Raw genomic sequence first — 14,286 nt, 5'->3', positions numbered from 1 at the left:
CTTAAAAAGGCTCAGGAGAGCGAATCGAAACGATAATGATTATTATAACGGATTAGATAATATGCGAACTTCAGCGGGCACTGCAAGAAGAAATCCCAGTAGTGACGCCGTTTGCAGGGCGATTAACGCGTATTGATCAGAAACAAAAAAAGGGCGCCGAAGCGCCCTTTTAGCCTGTCTGACTGATCTATTTACCAAACATATCTTTAATCCAGCCTGCTACGCCGTCGCTGTCTTTCTGCTCCTGCGGTTGCTGGGCCGGTTGTTGCGGCTGCTGTTGCTGTTGTTGCTGATCGAACAGCTGTTGCTGCTGCTGAACCTGCTGCTGCTGTTGCTGACACAGCGCGTTCGGATCCAGCGCCCATACCGGCAGAGAACGCCAGGTGCTGCTGCCCGTTCCACAGACAAAGTTACCGGCCGAATCCACATTCATCATCGACACATCTTCCGGTGGCGTCAGCTGCAACGGCATTGGCGCCTGGATGTCCAGATAGCGGCGGTAGAGTTGCATCGCACCACTGGCCCCATAGAGTTTGGTCGGCTGGTTGTTATCGCGTCCCACCCAGGTAATCGCCACTTCTTTGCCATCAATACCGGCAAACCAGCTGTCTACCAGGTCGTTGGTGGTACCGGTTTTACCGGCCAGATGCGCCTTCGGGAAGCGCGCGCCCAGCGCACGGGCGGTACCGTGATCAGCCACCTGCTGCATGGTGTAAAGCGTCAGATAAGCCGCCTGCGCCGGTTCAACACGCTCTGCCTGCGGATAGCTCTGATAGAGCACACTGCCATCTTCTGCAATCACCGAACGCACCGCAGACAATGATGCGCGGTTACCGCCGCTGGCGATCGACTGGAACGCCTGCGCCACTTCAACCGGCGTCAGGTTCATGGCACCCAGCAGCATCGCCGGAACCGGATGAAGCTGCTCTTTCGGCACACCCAGCTTACTCCAGGTATCGACCACCGCATCCAGCCCCAGCGTCATACCAAGGTTAACCGTCGGCACGTTCATGGAGTTGGTCAGCGCATCCACCAGCATCACTTTTCCACTGAAGCGACGGTCGTCATTCATCGGTTTCCAGATGCTGCCGTTGGGCTGCTTCAGTGCAATAGGCTCATCCGCGATCCAGCTGTTCAGGCGGTAGCTGTTTGGCTGGCTCAGCGCGGTAAGGTAGGTCGCCGGTTTCGCCAGTGAACCGATAGATCGCCGCGCCTGCAGCGCGCGGTTGTAACCGGCGTACTGCGGATCGGCACCGCCGACCATAGCACGGACTTCACCGCTGAAACGGTCAACGACCACCATCGCGGTTTCCAGATCTTTCAGGCCACGCTGTTTTTTCAGCGTCGGAATGCCATCAACTACCGCTTTTTCGGCCGCATCCTGCGACACCGGATCCAGCGTGGTGAAGATCTTCACGCCGGAGAGATCTTTTATCTTGTCGCCCAGTTTCGCCTGAAGCTCGTTACGCACCATCTGCATAAAGGCAGGCTGCGGCGTGATGACTCCGCCTTTAGGCTGCACGCCCAGTGGACGCGCCGACAGCATGTCATACAGCTCCTGGTCGATCACTTTCTGCTGCTGCAACAGGCGCAGCACCAGGTTGCGTCGTTCCAGCGCCAGTTTCGGGTTGCGCCACGGGTTATAGAGCGACGCGCCTTTCACCATACCGACCAGCATCGCCTGCTGATCGAGGCTGAGCTCATCAACCGGGCGGCCAAAATAGTAGAGGCTCGCCAGCGGGAAACCGCGAATCTGATCGCTACCTGCCTGACCGAGATAGACCTCATTCAGGTAGAGCTCCAGGATACGATCTTTGCTATAGCGCGCATCCATGATCACAGCCATATAGGCTTCACGCGCTTTACGCCACAGCGAGCGCTCGTTGGTGAGGAACAGGTTCTTCACCAGCTGTTGCGTCAGCGTACTGCCGCCCTGCACCGCTTTCCCGGCCGTAATATTCGCCAGGAAGGCGCGACCAATGGAATACGGGCTGATGCCATCATGCTCATAGAAATGGCGATCTTCGGTGGCAATCAGCGTATCGACCAGCAGATCCGGGAAACCAGCGCGTGGCACGAAGAGACGCTGTTCACCATTTGGCGACTGCAGCATAGTGATCAGGCGCGGATCGAGGCGGAAAAAGCCAAAATCACGGCCGGTTTCGAGGTTTTTAATCTCGCTCAGCTCATCTTTCGTGAAACTCATGCGCGCGTGGATCTGCCCCTCTTTACTGTCGGGGAAATCAAACGGGCGACGCAGCAGATCGATGGTGTTGCCCTTCACCGAAAACTCGCCAGGGCGGGTAATTCGTGAGACTTCGCGATACTGAGTTCCTTCCAGCAGCGCTACCATTTCACTTTTGTTGTAGGCCATGCCCGGTTCCAGGCTGACCATGCGGCCATAGACGGTGGCGGGCAGTTGCCACACTTTACCGTCAATACGGCTGCGAATTTCCGAGTCGAGGTAGATGCCCCATGCGACCATGACCACCACAAACACCAGGAACAGTTTAATTAACCATCCCAGCCAACGGCGTTTGCCGCGCGGCGGTTTTCCACCTTTACCTTTACGTGGCACCGGCGCTTCCTCCTCGTCATCATTAAAATCGTCCTGATCGATATCCTGTTCGATATCCCTGCGTCGTCCCCGGCCCGCACTGCTGCGCGGCGGCAACGGTTTACCTTTGCGCCCTATTGGTTCGCGATCGTTCCCAGACATTACTTTTCTTCTCCAGGCAGTGCTTACGGCAGCGCCGCTACTCTAACTGCTTTCTCGCGTGCCGCATGGCAGAACCCTCTGAATTCGATCCAGCGGACTCAACCCTGCGGGGGCATTTTTTTGGTTCGCCTTGTTGGCAAGGCGTTGGCCGGATCCTCTGGCCAGGGATATTTAGGATAACGTCCCTTCATCTCTTTCCTGACTTCCGGCCAGGCACCGCGCCAGAACGCCGCCAGATCGCGGGTGATCTGCAACGGGCGCTGGGCGGGTGATAACAGCTCCAGCACCAGCGGAATACGTCCTTCCGCCACGGTGGGATTAGTCGCCTCACCAAACATCTCCTGAATCCTGACCGCCAGCGCGGGCGGCTTGTCCGCATCATAGCGAATCGGCAGCCGGCTTCCGGTCGGCACAGTGTAATGAGTTGGCAGCACAGTATCCAGCCGCTGACGTTGTGACCATGTGAGTAAATGTAAGAGTGCCGTGGTCAGGTTTACCGCCTGCAGGCTGCGGAGATCGCGCACCGTGGACATCTGGGGCAACAGCCACTGCGGCAGGCTCTCAAGCAGACTCTCATCGTCCATGGCGGGCCAGCTCTCTTCCGGCAACCACTGCGCCGCACACTGGATGCGCAGGCGTAGCTGTTCGGCGTCCGGCGTCCAGCCCAGCACCGACAGACCTTTGTCGGCAATCCAGCGCAGCATGGCCGCATGCAGCACGTCCGGTTCCGGGCGCGCCATCGGCTGGGTCTTCAGTATCAGCGCGCCAATCTGCTCACGTCTGAACGCGCGCAACGTGCCCTTCTCTTCGTCCCACTCGACTTCGGTCCGGCGCTCGATCAGTGCGGGTTGCTGCTGGCACAGCGTCTCAATGTCGACCGGTAGCGCCAGTAACATCCGGGCATCCGGCGCGGCACTGCCCTGCAACAGGGCGGGTGCAATCAGCCATTCATTGCGCGTCAGGCCATCCTGCTCATCCAGTCTGGCACCCAGCCCGTTGGCCAGCTGATAACGACCACTCTGATCGCGTCGCCGTGCCAGCCGATCGCCAAAGCCCACCGCCAGCAAGTAGGCGAAACGATCTTCATCAACGCGCCCGCCACGGATTTTAAGCCGCTGTTGCCACTGCTGCGCACGCCGCTGCCAGTGTGACTGCGGCCGATGCAGCGCATCCCGCAAATCGGCACTGCCACTGCGCGGGGGATCTTCCAGAATCGCGACCAGTAGTGCGGCGCTGGCGACCGCATCCGGCTCCTCGCCTGCGGCACAGAGCATAGCAGCCAGTCGGGGATCGCAGCCCAGCTGCGCCATGCGCCGTCCCAGCGCGTTTAGCAGGCCATTGCTGTCCAGCGCACCCAGACGGCTCAGTTGCTGTTGTGCCGCATCCAGACTTCTGGCAGGTGGCAGATCCAGCCACTGTAGCTGTTGCGGCTGGGTACAGCCCCACTGCAGCAGATCCAGCCACAGCGACGAAAGATCGCTGTTCACAATTTCCGCTTCGCTCTGCGCCGCCGCGCGTGATGCCTGCTCCTGCGGCAAGAGATGCAGACAGATTCCCGGCATCAATCGCCCAGCGCGACCGGCGCGCTGAATCATCGATGCCTGACTGATTCGCTGGGTCTGCAGCCGCGTCACGCCGCTGCGTGCGTCAAACAGTGCGCTGCGCTCCAGCGCACTGTCGACCACCAGCCGAATCCCCTCAATAGTCAGGCTGGTCTCAGCAATGTTAGTCGCCAGCACCACTTTGCGCCGTCCGGCGGCGGCGGGCAGAATCGCCTGGCGCTGTGCCGTCAGCGGCAGTGCGCCGTAGAGCGGCGTCAGATCCACGTCGTCGCTGATGCGTGATTCCAGCTCACGTTTCACCCGCTCGATCTCCGCCACGCCCGGCAGAAACAGCAGAAGTGAGCCGTTTTCGTCGCGCAGCAGTTGAGCGACTTCACGCGCAACCGCCTCTTCAAAGCGCACGTTCTGATTCAGCGACGCGTAACGTCGCTCAACCGGATAGCTGCGCCCTTCTGAGACAATGAGTGGCGCGTCCGGCAGTAGCGCCGCCAGCCGGGCATTATCCAGCGTGGCGGACATCAGCATGATTTTAAGGTCGTCGCGCAGCCCCTGCTGCACATCAAGCAGCAGCGCCAGCGCCAGATCGGCCTGCAGGCTGCGCTCGTGAAACTCATCGAGGATTACCAGCGACACGCCCTCCAGCATCGGGTCATGCTGAAGCATGCGCGTGAGCATCCCTTCAGTAACCACTTCCAGCCGGGTCTGAGGCCCGACGCAGCTTTCGCCACGCATCCGGAATCCTACCGTAGCTCCCGGCTGTTCCCCGAGCTGTTCCGCCAGCCGCTGCGCCACATTACGCGCTGCCAGACGACGTGGCTCCAGCATGATGATCCGTCCCGGCAGAGACGCCTGCTGTAACAACTGCAACGGCAGCCAGGTCGATTTGCCCGCGCCGGTGGGGGCGGCCAGCAGGACTTGAGAGGCGTCACGCAGCGCCGCCAGGATGTCAGGCAGCACCGCGCTGACCGGTAAATCGCTCACAGCAAACTCCGCTTCTGCCTGTGCTAAGATGGCGCGCATTGTAGCACGTGATATTTGCCGGAGAGCGCCATGGCGACACAACGCTTATTTTTTGCCATCAGCCTGCCTGGCGAGGTGCAGCAGCAGCTGGTGCGCTGGCGGGCCGACACCTTTCCCGCCGAAGCGGGCCAGCCGGTGGTCGCAGCGAATCTGCATCTGACGCTGGCGTTTCTGGGTGAGGTCGCTCCGGAAACCTCACAACGCCTGCAGACGCTGGCCAGCCGCATTGAACAACCCGGCTTTGATCTCGATCTGGATGATGCCGGTCACTGGCCACGCCCAGGCGTGGTCTGGCTCGGCTGCCAGCGTGCGCCACGCGGGCTGCTGCAGCTCGCCAGCCTGCTACGTGCGCAGGCCGCCCGGCATGGCTGTTACCAGAGCCCCCAGCCGTTTCATCCGCACATCACGCTGTTACGCCAGGCCATGCAGCCGGTTGTATTACCGCCACGCGGCTTTCACTGGCGTTTTCGCGTCTCTGCTTTTTCCCTGTTTACCTCTGAATATGCCCGGGGCCGCACCCGCTACCGCGCTCTGGCCAGCTGGCCGTTAACGTCTCAGGATCCGCATGCACTTCTCTCCTCCTCTTAAACCTGCCCGCCTGATCAGTCGTTACAAACGTTTCCTTGCTGATGTTATGACGCCGGACGGTGAGGTTCTGACGATCCACTGCGCCAACACCGGCGCCATGACGGGCTGTGCTACGCCGGGCGATCGGGTCTGGTATTCCACGTCCGACAGCCTTACGCGCAAGTACCCTCACAGCTGGGAGCTGACTGAAACGCAGCAGGGCCACTGGATCTGCGTGAATACCCTGCGCGCTAACCAACTGGTGGCTGAAGCGCTGGATCAAAACAGGCTGCCCACGCTGGCGGGATATTCCCATCGTCAGGCGGAAGTGAAATATGGCAGTGAAAAAAGCAGAATTGATTTCCTGCTCAAGGCAGATCTACAACCCAACTGCTATATTGAGGTGAAATCCGTAACCCTTTTACATGAAGGAAAAGGTTATTTTCCGGATGCGGTGACGATTCGAGGACAGAAGCACCTGCGTGAACTGGCAACAGTTGCGGCAGAGGGTCATCGGGCCGTTTTGTTGTTTGCCGTTTTGCACTCGGGGATTGAGGACGTTTCCCCGGCACGTCACATTGATGCGGCGTATGCAGAACAACTGGCTCAGGCGCAGAAGGAAGGCGTAGAGATTTTAGCGTATCAGGCAGACTTATCGGCAGAGGGTATGTTTCTTAAATCGCCGATCAACGTAACCTTGTAATATCTTTTGCAATTTTATGTGTTAAGAATGTTCTGAGCTAAGGGCTGATTACGCTGTTCCTCACAGGCTTGTCAAGGTGTGTTCATGAAGAATTGCCAACCCTGACTGCTTCTGTTATTTATAGCGGCCTGTTTTTTTCCCCAATGGGGGATCGATGTACCCCGCAGACGTCAAATGCAGGATGGCAGCAACGCCCCTGCGAGACGAAAGTCAGAGGGTATAGTGCGTGTTATCCAGGAGAAGCAGCATGCAAGAAGGTCAAAACCGTAAAACATCGTCCCTGAGTATTCTCGCTATTGCCGGTGTTGAACCTTATCAGGTTAAACCTGGCGAAGAGTATATGAACGACGCGCAGCTGACCCATTTTCGTAAGATTCTGGAAGCCTGGCGTAATCAATTGCGGGACGAAGTCGATCGTACCGTATCGCACATGCAGGATGAAGCCGCTAACTTCCCGGACCCGGTTGACCGTGCCGCGCAGGAAGAGGAATTCAGCCTGGAACTGCGTAACCGCGATCGCGAACGTAAACTGATTAAAAAGATCGAAAAAACGCTGAAGAAAGTTGAAGATGACGACTTCGGTTATTGCGATTCCTGTGGCGTTGAGATTGGTATTCGCCGTCTCGAAGCCCGTCCTACTGCCGATCTCTGCATCGACTGTAAGACGTTAGCAGAAATTCGTGAGAAGCAAATGGCCGGCTAATGCCGTGTCCGGTCTGTTACCACGCAGCGGAACAACAGCTGTACTGTCCGCTGCGTGGTCACTTCTGAATCCTATGTCATCCTCCTGTATCGGTCGCTTCGCCCCTTCTCCCTCTGGTGAACTCCATTTTGGCTCGCTGATTGCTGCCCTGGGCAGTTACCTGAGCGCACGCGCGCAAAACGGCGTCTGGCGAGTGAGAATTGAAGATATCGATCCGCCACGGGAAGTGCCAGGTGCTGCCAGCCGCATCCTGCACCAGCTGGAGCACTATGGCTTAACGTGGGATGGTGAAGTGCTGTGGCAGTCACAACGCCATGAAGCCTACCGTGAGGCGCTGACCTGGCTGCAGCAGCATCGTCAGAGCTATTTCTGCACCTGCCCCCGCCGTCGCATTCAGGAGATTGGCGGTTTCTATGATGGTTACTGTCGTGAACGGCAATGCGGATCAGAGAATGCCGCGCTGCGTTTACGCCAGCATGCACCGGTCTTTGCGTTTAACGACCGATTACGGGGTCGCGTGGAGGCAGACAGGCGACTGGCGCAGGAAGATTTTATTATTCACCGCCGTGATGGCCTGTTTGCCTATAACCTGGCGGTGGTGGTTGATGATCATTTTCAGGGCATTACCGAAGTGGTTCGCGGCGCAGATTTGATTGAGCCGACGGTGCGACAGATTGCGCTCTATCAGCAGTTTGACTGGCCGGTGCCCGCCTGGCTACATCTGCCGCTGGCACTCAACCACGATGGCAATAAGTTATCGAAGCAGAATCATGCACCTTCGCTGCCGGATGGCGATGCCAGACCGCTGCTGGTGGCGGCATTACGCTTCCTCGGACAGCCTGTTTCAGGCGGCTGGCAGGACTTAACGCAGGACAAACTGCTGTCTGATGCGGTAGCGCAGTGGAATATCGCTTTGATGCCGCAACAGAACGCCCTGAAACCGGATGCATAGACAACAGCATTCTCAAACGGTTCTCAACAGGCTATGATTAGCCGCTGATTTTACCTACACCCTAATTGCCACTGTCGAGGTGTCCCATTTTTACCCGAGTAGCTAATTTTTGCCGAAAAGTCCTGAAGCGTGATGAAGAGGAAGCCCCAGCAGAGGTTGAACCAGAACGTCTGATGGCCATCATCCCTCGTGAAAGCCACAACATCTCACGTAAAGACATCAGCGAAAATGCCCTCAAAGTGCTCTATCGCCTGAATAAAGCCGGTTATGAAGCCTATCTGGTAGGCGGTGGCGTGCGCGATTTGCTACTGGGGCAAAAACCCAAAGATTTCGACGTGACCACCAATGCCACGCCAGAGCAGATGCGTAAGCTGTTCCGCAACTGTCGCCTGGTTGGTCGTCGTTTCCGTCTGGCACACGTGATGTTTGGTCCGGAAGTGATCGAAGTCGCGACCTTCCGTGGACATCATCAGGCGGAAGAGCCGGAAGAGGATCGCAACAGTTCGCAGCGCGCCCAGAGCGGCATGCTGCTGCGCGACAACATCTTCGGCTCTATTGAAGACGATGCCCAGCGTCGAGATCTCACCATTAACAGCCTCTACTACAGCGTGGCTGATTTCAGCGTACGCGACTATGTCGGCGGTATCAGCGATCTCGAACAGGGTATTATTCGCCTGATTGGCGATCCGGAAACCCGCTATCGCGAAGATCCGGTCCGCATGCTGCGCGTCGCGCGTTTTGCCGCCAAGCTCAATATGAGCATTGCGCTGGAAACCGCCGAGCCGATTCCGCGTCTGGCTTCGCTGCTGCGTGATATTCCGCCTGCGCGCCTGTTTGAAGAGTCGCTGAAAATGTTGCAGGCCGGCTACGGTTACAGCACCTATCTGAAGCTGTGTGAATATCAACTGTTCCAGCCACTGTTCCCGACGCTGGCGCGCAACTTCACGGAAAACAGTGACAGCCATATGGAGCGGATGCTCGCTCAGGTGCTGAAAAACACCGATAACCGCATTCACAATGACATGCGCGTTAACCCGGCATTCCTGTTTGCTGCGATGTTCTGGTATCCGCAGCTTGAAACGGCCGAACGCATTGCACAGGAAAGTGGCCTGACTTACTTCGAAGCCTTTGCGATGGCGATGAATGATACGCTGGATGAGGCCTGCCGTGCGCTGGCGATTCCGAAACGTATTACTTCGCTGATCCGCGATATCTGGCTGCTGCAGTTACGCATGTCGCGCCGTCATGGCAAACGCGCCTGGAAACTGATGGAGCATCCAAAATTCCGCGCCGCTTACGATCTGCTGGCATTACGGGCGGAAGTTGAAAATAACCCTGAGCTCCTGCGCCTGAGCCAGTGGTGGGGTGAATTCCAGGTGGCTGCGCCGCCGCATCAGAAAAACATGCTGAATAACCTGGGCGACGATCCGGTGCCACGCAGTAAATCGCGTCGCCCTCGCCGCCGTCCTTCCGCGCCGCGTCGTGACAATCAAAACGCCTCATGACACGGGTTTACCTCGCATTAGGCAGTAACCTTGCCGATCCGCTGCATCAGATTGATGCAGCGCTGACCGCACTGGATGCGTTGCCGCAGACGCAACGCATCAATACCTCTCCGTTCTACCGCACGCCGCCTTATGGTCCGCCAGATCAGCCCGACTTTCTCAATGCCGCCGTAGCGCTGGAAACCGATCTCAGCCCGGAAGCGCTGCTTGATCATACCCAGCGGATTGAGCGGGAGCATGGCCGGGTGCGCAAGGCCGAACGCTGGGGACCCCGCACGCTGGATATTGATGTGATGCTGTTTGGCGAGACGGTGATCAACACGGAGCGGCTGATTGTGCCGCATTATGATCTGCTGAACCGCGCCTTTATGCTGGTGCCGCTGCTGGCCATTGCGCCGGACGCCTGCCTGCCGGATGGCCGTGCACTCAGTCCCCTTCTTGCCACTCTCGACAGCAGCAGCATCGAGCTGTGGCACGGCTGATCAGACAAACGCAACTCTCTGATTCCGCTCTCTCACGCTATCCAGTAAACTGCGCCCATCAGAATTCCTGAGTTGAGAGCGCCATGAAACCCACCACGATTTCACATCTGCGTCAGGCGAAAGCCAGCGGTAAAAAATTCGCGACGCTGACCGCCTATGATTTCAGTTTTGCCCGTCTGTTTGCCGATGAAGGCATTCAGGTGCTGCTTGTTGGCGATTCTTTAGGAATGACGGTGCAGGGGCATGATTCCACGCTGCCGGTCACGGTCAGCGACATTGCCTATCACACTGCCGCCGTGCGCCGTGGCGCGCCACAGGCTCTGCTGCTTGCCGACCTGCCGTTTATGAGTTATGCCACGCCAAAGCAGGCCTTTGAGAGTGCAGCGCAGTTGATGCGTGCCGGTGCCAACATGGTGAAACTTGAAGGCGGTAGCTGGCTGACTGAGACTGTGCAGATGCTGACCGAGCGTGCCGTGCCGGTGTGTGGCCATCTTGGCCTGACGCCGCAGTCGGTGAATATCTTTGGTGGCTATAAAGTGCAGGGCCGTGATGAAGCCGGAGCCGAACAGCTTCTGGCCGATGCGCTGGCGCTGGAAGCCGCCGGCGCACAGCTAATGGTGCTGGAGTGTGTGCCGGTGTCGGTGGCGCAGCAGATTACCGACGCGCTTACCATCCCGGTAATTGGCATCGGAGCCGGTAACGTCACCGATGGTCAGATTCTGGTGATGCATGACGCGCTGGGTGTGACCGGTGGCCACATTCCCAAATTTGCCAAAAATTTCCTGGCGGAGACCGGCGATGTTCGCGCGGCGATTCGCCACTATATCGCCGAAGTCGAGGCCGGAACCTACCCGGCGGCAGAGCACAGTTTCCAGTAATTCAGGAGAGTCACCGTGTTGATCATTGAAACGCTGCTGATGCTGCGCCAGGAAGTCCGTCGCTGGCGCCTGCAGGGCAAACGCATTGCGCTGGTGCCTACCATGGGCAACCTGCATGAAGGCCATCTGACACTGGTTGATGAAGCCCGGGCGCGCGGCGACATCGTCATTGTCTCGATCTTTGTCAATCCGATGCAGTTCGATCGCGCCGATGATTTAGCGCGCTATCCGCGAACGCTGCAGGAGGATTGTGAAAAGCTGAACCGCCACCAGGTGGATGTGGTTTTTGCGCCCTCACCGGCTGAAGTTTATCCGCAGGGCGCACAGAATCAGACCTTTGTTGAGGTGCCGGTGCTCTCTTGCCTGCTGGAAGGTGCGACGCGTCCAGGCCATTTTCGTGGCGTGGCGACCATCGTCAGCAAACTGTTTAATCTGGTGCAGCCCGATATTGCCTGTTTCGGTGAAAAGGATTTTCAGCAGCTGGCTATCATTCGTAAGATGGTGGCCGATATGGGCTTCGACATTGAAATTATTGGCGTGCCAACCGTGCGGGCTAAAGATGGCCTGGCGCTGAGTTCTCGCAACGGCTACCTGACAGCAGATGAGCGTAAGCTGGCACCTGTGCTGAGCCAGGTGATGAATCAGATGGCGACACGGCTTGAGAACGGCGAGCGTCAGATTGACGAGATCATTGAGACCGCCAGCGAGGCATTGCTGGCGAGGGGATTGCGTCCTGATGGCCTGGCGATTTGTGATGCGGAAACGCTGCAGCCGCTGACGGTAGACAGCCAGCGCGCGGTGGTGCTGATGGCTGCCTGGCTGGGCAAAGCTCGCCTGATTGATAATCAAACTGTTGACCTGACGCTGTAACGCCTTCTGCTGAAGGTTATTTTCTTTCTCTGACAAGGTTTCTGGCTATGATTCGCACTGTTCTGCAAGGCAAATTGCACCGCGTCAAAGTGACGCAGGCGGACCTCAATTATGAAGGTTCCTGCGCTATCGATCAGGATTTCCTGGATGCATCCGGCATTCTGCAATATGAAGCTATTGATATTTATAACGTCACCAACGGTCAGCGCTTTTCCACCTACGCTATCGCGGCTGAGCGCGGCTCGAAAATCATTTCGGTCAACGGTGCAGCAGCCCGCTGCGCCTGCGAGGGCGATATATTAATTATCTGCTCCTATGTGCAGGTTGAGGATGCCGAAGCGCGTCAGTGGCAGCCTAAAGTCGCCTATTTTGAAGGTGACAACCAGATGAAGCGTCTGGCGAAAGCACTGCCAGTACAGATCGCCTGATTAATCGTTCCCCTGACAAAAAAAGGGCCGCCCGTAAAATGGCTGGCCCTTTTCTTTTCTGATAACTCAACCGGTTTGGTTGCCAACTGAAAAAGCCACGCCCTTATTCCGGCGTGGCCCTTACCTTTCGGGTTGACGTCAGGTACGCAATCCGCGCCCGCGCTGTATCAGCGCATAGACCAGCCAGTAGAACACCAGTATAAAGGCCACCAGCACCGTGAGCGTAAACACCAGCGGCACATCATTAATGCCCAGGAAGCCATAACGGAATCCGCTAATCATATAAACGATTGGATTGAGTTTAGAGACTGCCTGCCAGATTGGCGGCAGCAGACTCAGCGAATAGAACACGCCGCCCAGATAGGTCAGTGGCGTCAGCACAAAGGTCGGGATCAGGCTGATATCGTCAAAGGTACGGGCAAATACGGCGTTCAGCAGACCGGCCAGTGAAAACAGAATCGCGGTCAGCAACAGCGTGATCGCGACCATCGACCATGAGTGCACCTGGAACGGCACAAAGAACAGCGAGATGGCCGTCACCAGAATGCCGACGCAGACACCACGCGCTACGCCACCGCCAACATAACCGGCAATGATGATGTGGGTGGGCACCGGTGCAACCAGCAGCTCTTCAATGTTGCGCTGGAATTTGGCGCTGAAGAACGACGACGCGACGTTGGCATAGGCATTGGTAATTACCGCCATCATGATTAATCCCGGCACGATGAACTGCATATAGCTGAAGCCGTGCATCTCACCGATGCGCGAGCCAATCAGGTTGCCAAAGATGATGAAATAGAGCGTCATGGTGATGACCGGCGGCACCAGCGTCTGGATCCATATACGGGCGAAACGGTTAACCTCTTTGGCCCAGATGCTCTTCAGCGCCACCCAGTACAGATGTGTCATGCTTTTACTCCTGTTTTTCCCTGCGTCGTCAGGCCAACGAACAGCTCTTCCAGACGGTTGGCTTTATTGCGCATACTCAGCACCTGTACACCCTGCGCGCTCAGCTGGCTGAAGACGCTGTTGAGGCCCTGCTCACGCAATACTTCCACTTCGAGCGTTGAGGTATCGGTCAGACGGTACTGGAACCCTTCCAGCGTTGGCAGCGGGCTGCGCGGTGCCAGATCCAGAATAAAGGTTTCCGATTTTAGCTTGGACAACAGCCCTTTCATTGAGGTGTTCTCTACCAGCTCACCGCTCTGAATGATGCCGATGTTGCGGCACAGCATCTCTGCTTCCTCAAGATAGTGGGTCGTGAGAATAATGGTGGTGCCTTTGGCATTGAGATCCTTCAGGAACACCCACATAGATCGGCGTAATTCGATATCCACGCCAGCCGTCGGTTCATCCAGGATCAACAGCTTAGGCTCATGCATCAGTGCACGGGCGATCATCAGACGACGTTTCATGCCGCCGGAGAGCATACGGGCACGTTCAGTGCGTTTGCCCCACAAATCGAGCTGCTTCAGATACTTCTCTGCCCGTTCAATGGCTTCACGACGCTCGACGCCGTAGTAACCCGCCTGGCTGACGACGATCTGCATCACCGTCTCGAACGGGTTAAAGTTAAACTCCTGTGGCACCAGGCCGAGCTGGCGTTTGGCATTCACCACATCTTTATCCAGATCGTAGCCAAACACCCGCACGCTGCCCTCGGATTTATTGACCAGCGAACTGATAATGCCGATGGTTGTCGATTTACCGGCACCGTTTGGCCCCAGCAGCGCATAAAAGTCACCCGCTTCAACGTTAAGATCGATGCCCTTCAGCGCCTGCACGCCGCCGGGATAGGTCTTGGTCAGCCGGGAAAGTTCCAGTGCATAAGTCATTCTGCATCCATACCCTGTTTTGGTGGCATTGCAATGCCGTTTAAATTTATCAGGCCCTGGCA

Annotated in this window: 13 protein-coding genes; 9 read left to right on the top strand and 4 right to left on the bottom strand. The window is 57.3% G+C overall.

The window, feature by feature from the left end; genetic code table 11:
- Positions 1-187 precede the first annotated feature (187 nt).
- Entirely contained in the window at positions 188-2,719 is a 2,532-nt protein-coding gene (gene mrcB, locus HZZ01_RS12495; protein ID WP_179897745.1) for a bifunctional glycosyl transferase/transpeptidase, read from the bottom strand.
- 98 nt (positions 2,720-2,817) lie between these two features.
- Positions 2,818-5,301: an ATP-dependent helicase HrpB gene (gene hrpB / locus HZZ01_RS12490; RefSeq protein ID WP_179897743.1), complete on the bottom strand. Its 2,484-nt coding sequence runs from the start codon at positions 5,299-5,301 to the stop codon at positions 2,818-2,820.
- A gap of 30 nt (positions 5,302-5,331) precedes the next feature.
- Here hrpB and thpR point away from each other — a divergent pair, with 30 nt between their 5' ends.
- The 9 genes from thpR to panD all read left to right on the top strand — a co-directional run bounded on the left by thpR (position 5,332) and on the right by panD (position 12,389).
- The gene (thpR, locus tag HZZ01_RS12485; protein WP_179897741.1) at positions 5,332-5,889 is read left to right on the top strand and encodes an RNA 2',3'-cyclic phosphodiesterase; all 558 of its coding nucleotides are present in this window, start codon (positions 5,332-5,334) and stop codon (positions 5,887-5,889) included.
- The gene (gene sfsA / locus HZZ01_RS12480) at positions 5,867-6,571 is read left to right on the top strand and encodes a DNA/RNA nuclease SfsA (protein WP_179897739.1); all 705 of its coding nucleotides are present in this window, start codon (positions 5,867-5,869) and stop codon (positions 6,569-6,571) included. The genes thpR and sfsA overlap by 23 nt, the downstream gene beginning before the upstream one ends.
- Positions 6,572-6,818: 247 nt before the next feature.
- The gene (gene dksA, locus HZZ01_RS12475; RefSeq protein WP_008925615.1) at positions 6,819-7,274 is read left to right on the top strand and encodes an RNA polymerase-binding protein DksA; all 456 of its coding nucleotides are present in this window, start codon (positions 6,819-6,821) and stop codon (positions 7,272-7,274) included.
- 73 nt (positions 7,275-7,347) lie between these two features.
- Positions 7,348-8,226, top strand: coding sequence for a tRNA glutamyl-Q(34) synthetase GluQRS (gene gluQRS, locus HZZ01_RS12470; RefSeq protein ID WP_179897737.1), 879 nt, complete (start codon positions 7,348-7,350; stop codon positions 8,224-8,226).
- Between the two features lie 86 nt (positions 8,227-8,312).
- On the top strand, positions 8,313-9,731 hold the full coding sequence (pcnB, locus tag HZZ01_RS12465; RefSeq protein ID WP_370463469.1) for a polynucleotide adenylyltransferase PcnB: 1,419 nt from the start codon (positions 8,313-8,315) through the stop codon (positions 9,729-9,731).
- Positions 9,728-10,213: a 2-amino-4-hydroxy-6-hydroxymethyldihydropteridine diphosphokinase gene (gene folK / locus HZZ01_RS12460; RefSeq protein ID WP_179897733.1), complete on the top strand. Its 486-nt coding sequence runs from the start codon at positions 9,728-9,730 to the stop codon at positions 10,211-10,213. The genes pcnB and folK overlap by 4 nt, the downstream gene beginning before the upstream one ends.
- A gap of 83 nt (positions 10,214-10,296) precedes the next feature.
- Positions 10,297-11,091, top strand: a complete 795-nt coding sequence (panB, locus tag HZZ01_RS12455) for a 3-methyl-2-oxobutanoate hydroxymethyltransferase (protein WP_179897731.1) — start codon at positions 10,297-10,299, stop codon at positions 11,089-11,091.
- Between the two features lie 15 nt (positions 11,092-11,106).
- A complete protein-coding gene (panC, locus tag HZZ01_RS12450; RefSeq protein WP_179897728.1) occupies positions 11,107-11,961 on the top strand; it encodes a pantoate--beta-alanine ligase in 855 nt (284 codons plus the stop codon).
- Positions 11,962-12,008: 47 nt separating this feature from the next.
- Positions 12,009-12,389, top strand: coding sequence for an aspartate 1-decarboxylase (panD, locus tag HZZ01_RS12445; protein ID WP_090964354.1), 381 nt, complete (start codon positions 12,009-12,011; stop codon positions 12,387-12,389).
- A 138-nt stretch (positions 12,390-12,527) separates the two neighbouring features.
- Here the strand turns inward: panD and HZZ01_RS12440 are convergent, their stop codons facing one another.
- Together HZZ01_RS12440 and HZZ01_RS12435 are read right to left on the bottom strand one after the other, a co-directional pair.
- The gene (locus tag HZZ01_RS12440) at positions 12,528-13,298 is read right to left on the bottom strand and encodes an ABC transporter permease (protein ID WP_003854661.1); all 771 of its coding nucleotides are present in this window, start codon (positions 13,296-13,298) and stop codon (positions 12,528-12,530) included.
- Positions 13,295-14,224: an ABC transporter ATP-binding protein gene (locus HZZ01_RS12435; RefSeq protein WP_179897726.1), complete on the bottom strand. Its 930-nt coding sequence runs from the start codon at positions 14,222-14,224 to the stop codon at positions 13,295-13,297. The genes HZZ01_RS12440 and HZZ01_RS12435 overlap by 4 nt, the downstream gene beginning before the upstream one ends.
- Positions 14,225-14,286: the final 62 nt, after the last annotated feature.

The sequence above is a fragment of the Pantoea sp. WMus005 genome (genome assembly GCF_013415305.1).
Classification (GTDB): domain Bacteria; phylum Pseudomonadota; class Gammaproteobacteria; order Enterobacterales; family Enterobacteriaceae; genus Pantoea; species Pantoea rara.
The sequence above is the reverse complement of the archived record's forward strand: the minus strand, read 5'-3'. Positions and strand labels throughout refer to the sequence as shown.

Excerpts from the sequence above, each read along its gene's own strand:
- mrcB (WP_179897745.1), bottom strand. The coding sequence starts at position 2,719 with ATGTCTGGGAACGATCGCGAACCAATAGGGCGCAAAGGTAAACCGTTG.
- hrpB (WP_179897743.1), bottom strand. The coding sequence starts at position 5,301 with ATGCGCGCCATCTTAGCACAGGCAGAAGCGGAGTTTGCTGTGAGCGAT.
- thpR (WP_179897741.1), top strand. The coding sequence starts at position 5,332 with ATGGCGACACAACGCTTATTTTTTGCCATCAGCCTGCCTGGCGAGGTG.
- sfsA (WP_179897739.1), top strand. The coding sequence starts at position 5,867 with ATGCACTTCTCTCCTCCTCTTAAACCTGCCCGCCTGATCAGTCGTTAC.
- dksA (WP_008925615.1), top strand. The coding sequence starts at position 6,819 with ATGCAAGAAGGTCAAAACCGTAAAACATCGTCCCTGAGTATTCTCGCT.
- gluQRS (WP_179897737.1), top strand. The coding sequence starts at position 7,348 with ATGTCATCCTCCTGTATCGGTCGCTTCGCCCCTTCTCCCTCTGGTGAA.
- folK (WP_179897733.1), top strand. The coding sequence starts at position 9,728 with ATGACACGGGTTTACCTCGCATTAGGCAGTAACCTTGCCGATCCGCTG.
- panB (WP_179897731.1), top strand. The coding sequence starts at position 10,297 with ATGAAACCCACCACGATTTCACATCTGCGTCAGGCGAAAGCCAGCGGT.
- panD (WP_090964354.1), top strand. The coding sequence starts at position 12,009 with ATGATTCGCACTGTTCTGCAAGGCAAATTGCACCGCGTCAAAGTGACG.
- HZZ01_RS12440 (WP_003854661.1), bottom strand. The coding sequence starts at position 13,298 with ATGACACATCTGTACTGGGTGGCGCTGAAGAGCATCTGGGCCAAAGAG.
- HZZ01_RS12435 (WP_179897726.1), bottom strand. The coding sequence starts at position 14,224 with ATGACTTATGCACTGGAACTTTCCCGGCTGACCAAGACCTATCCCGGC.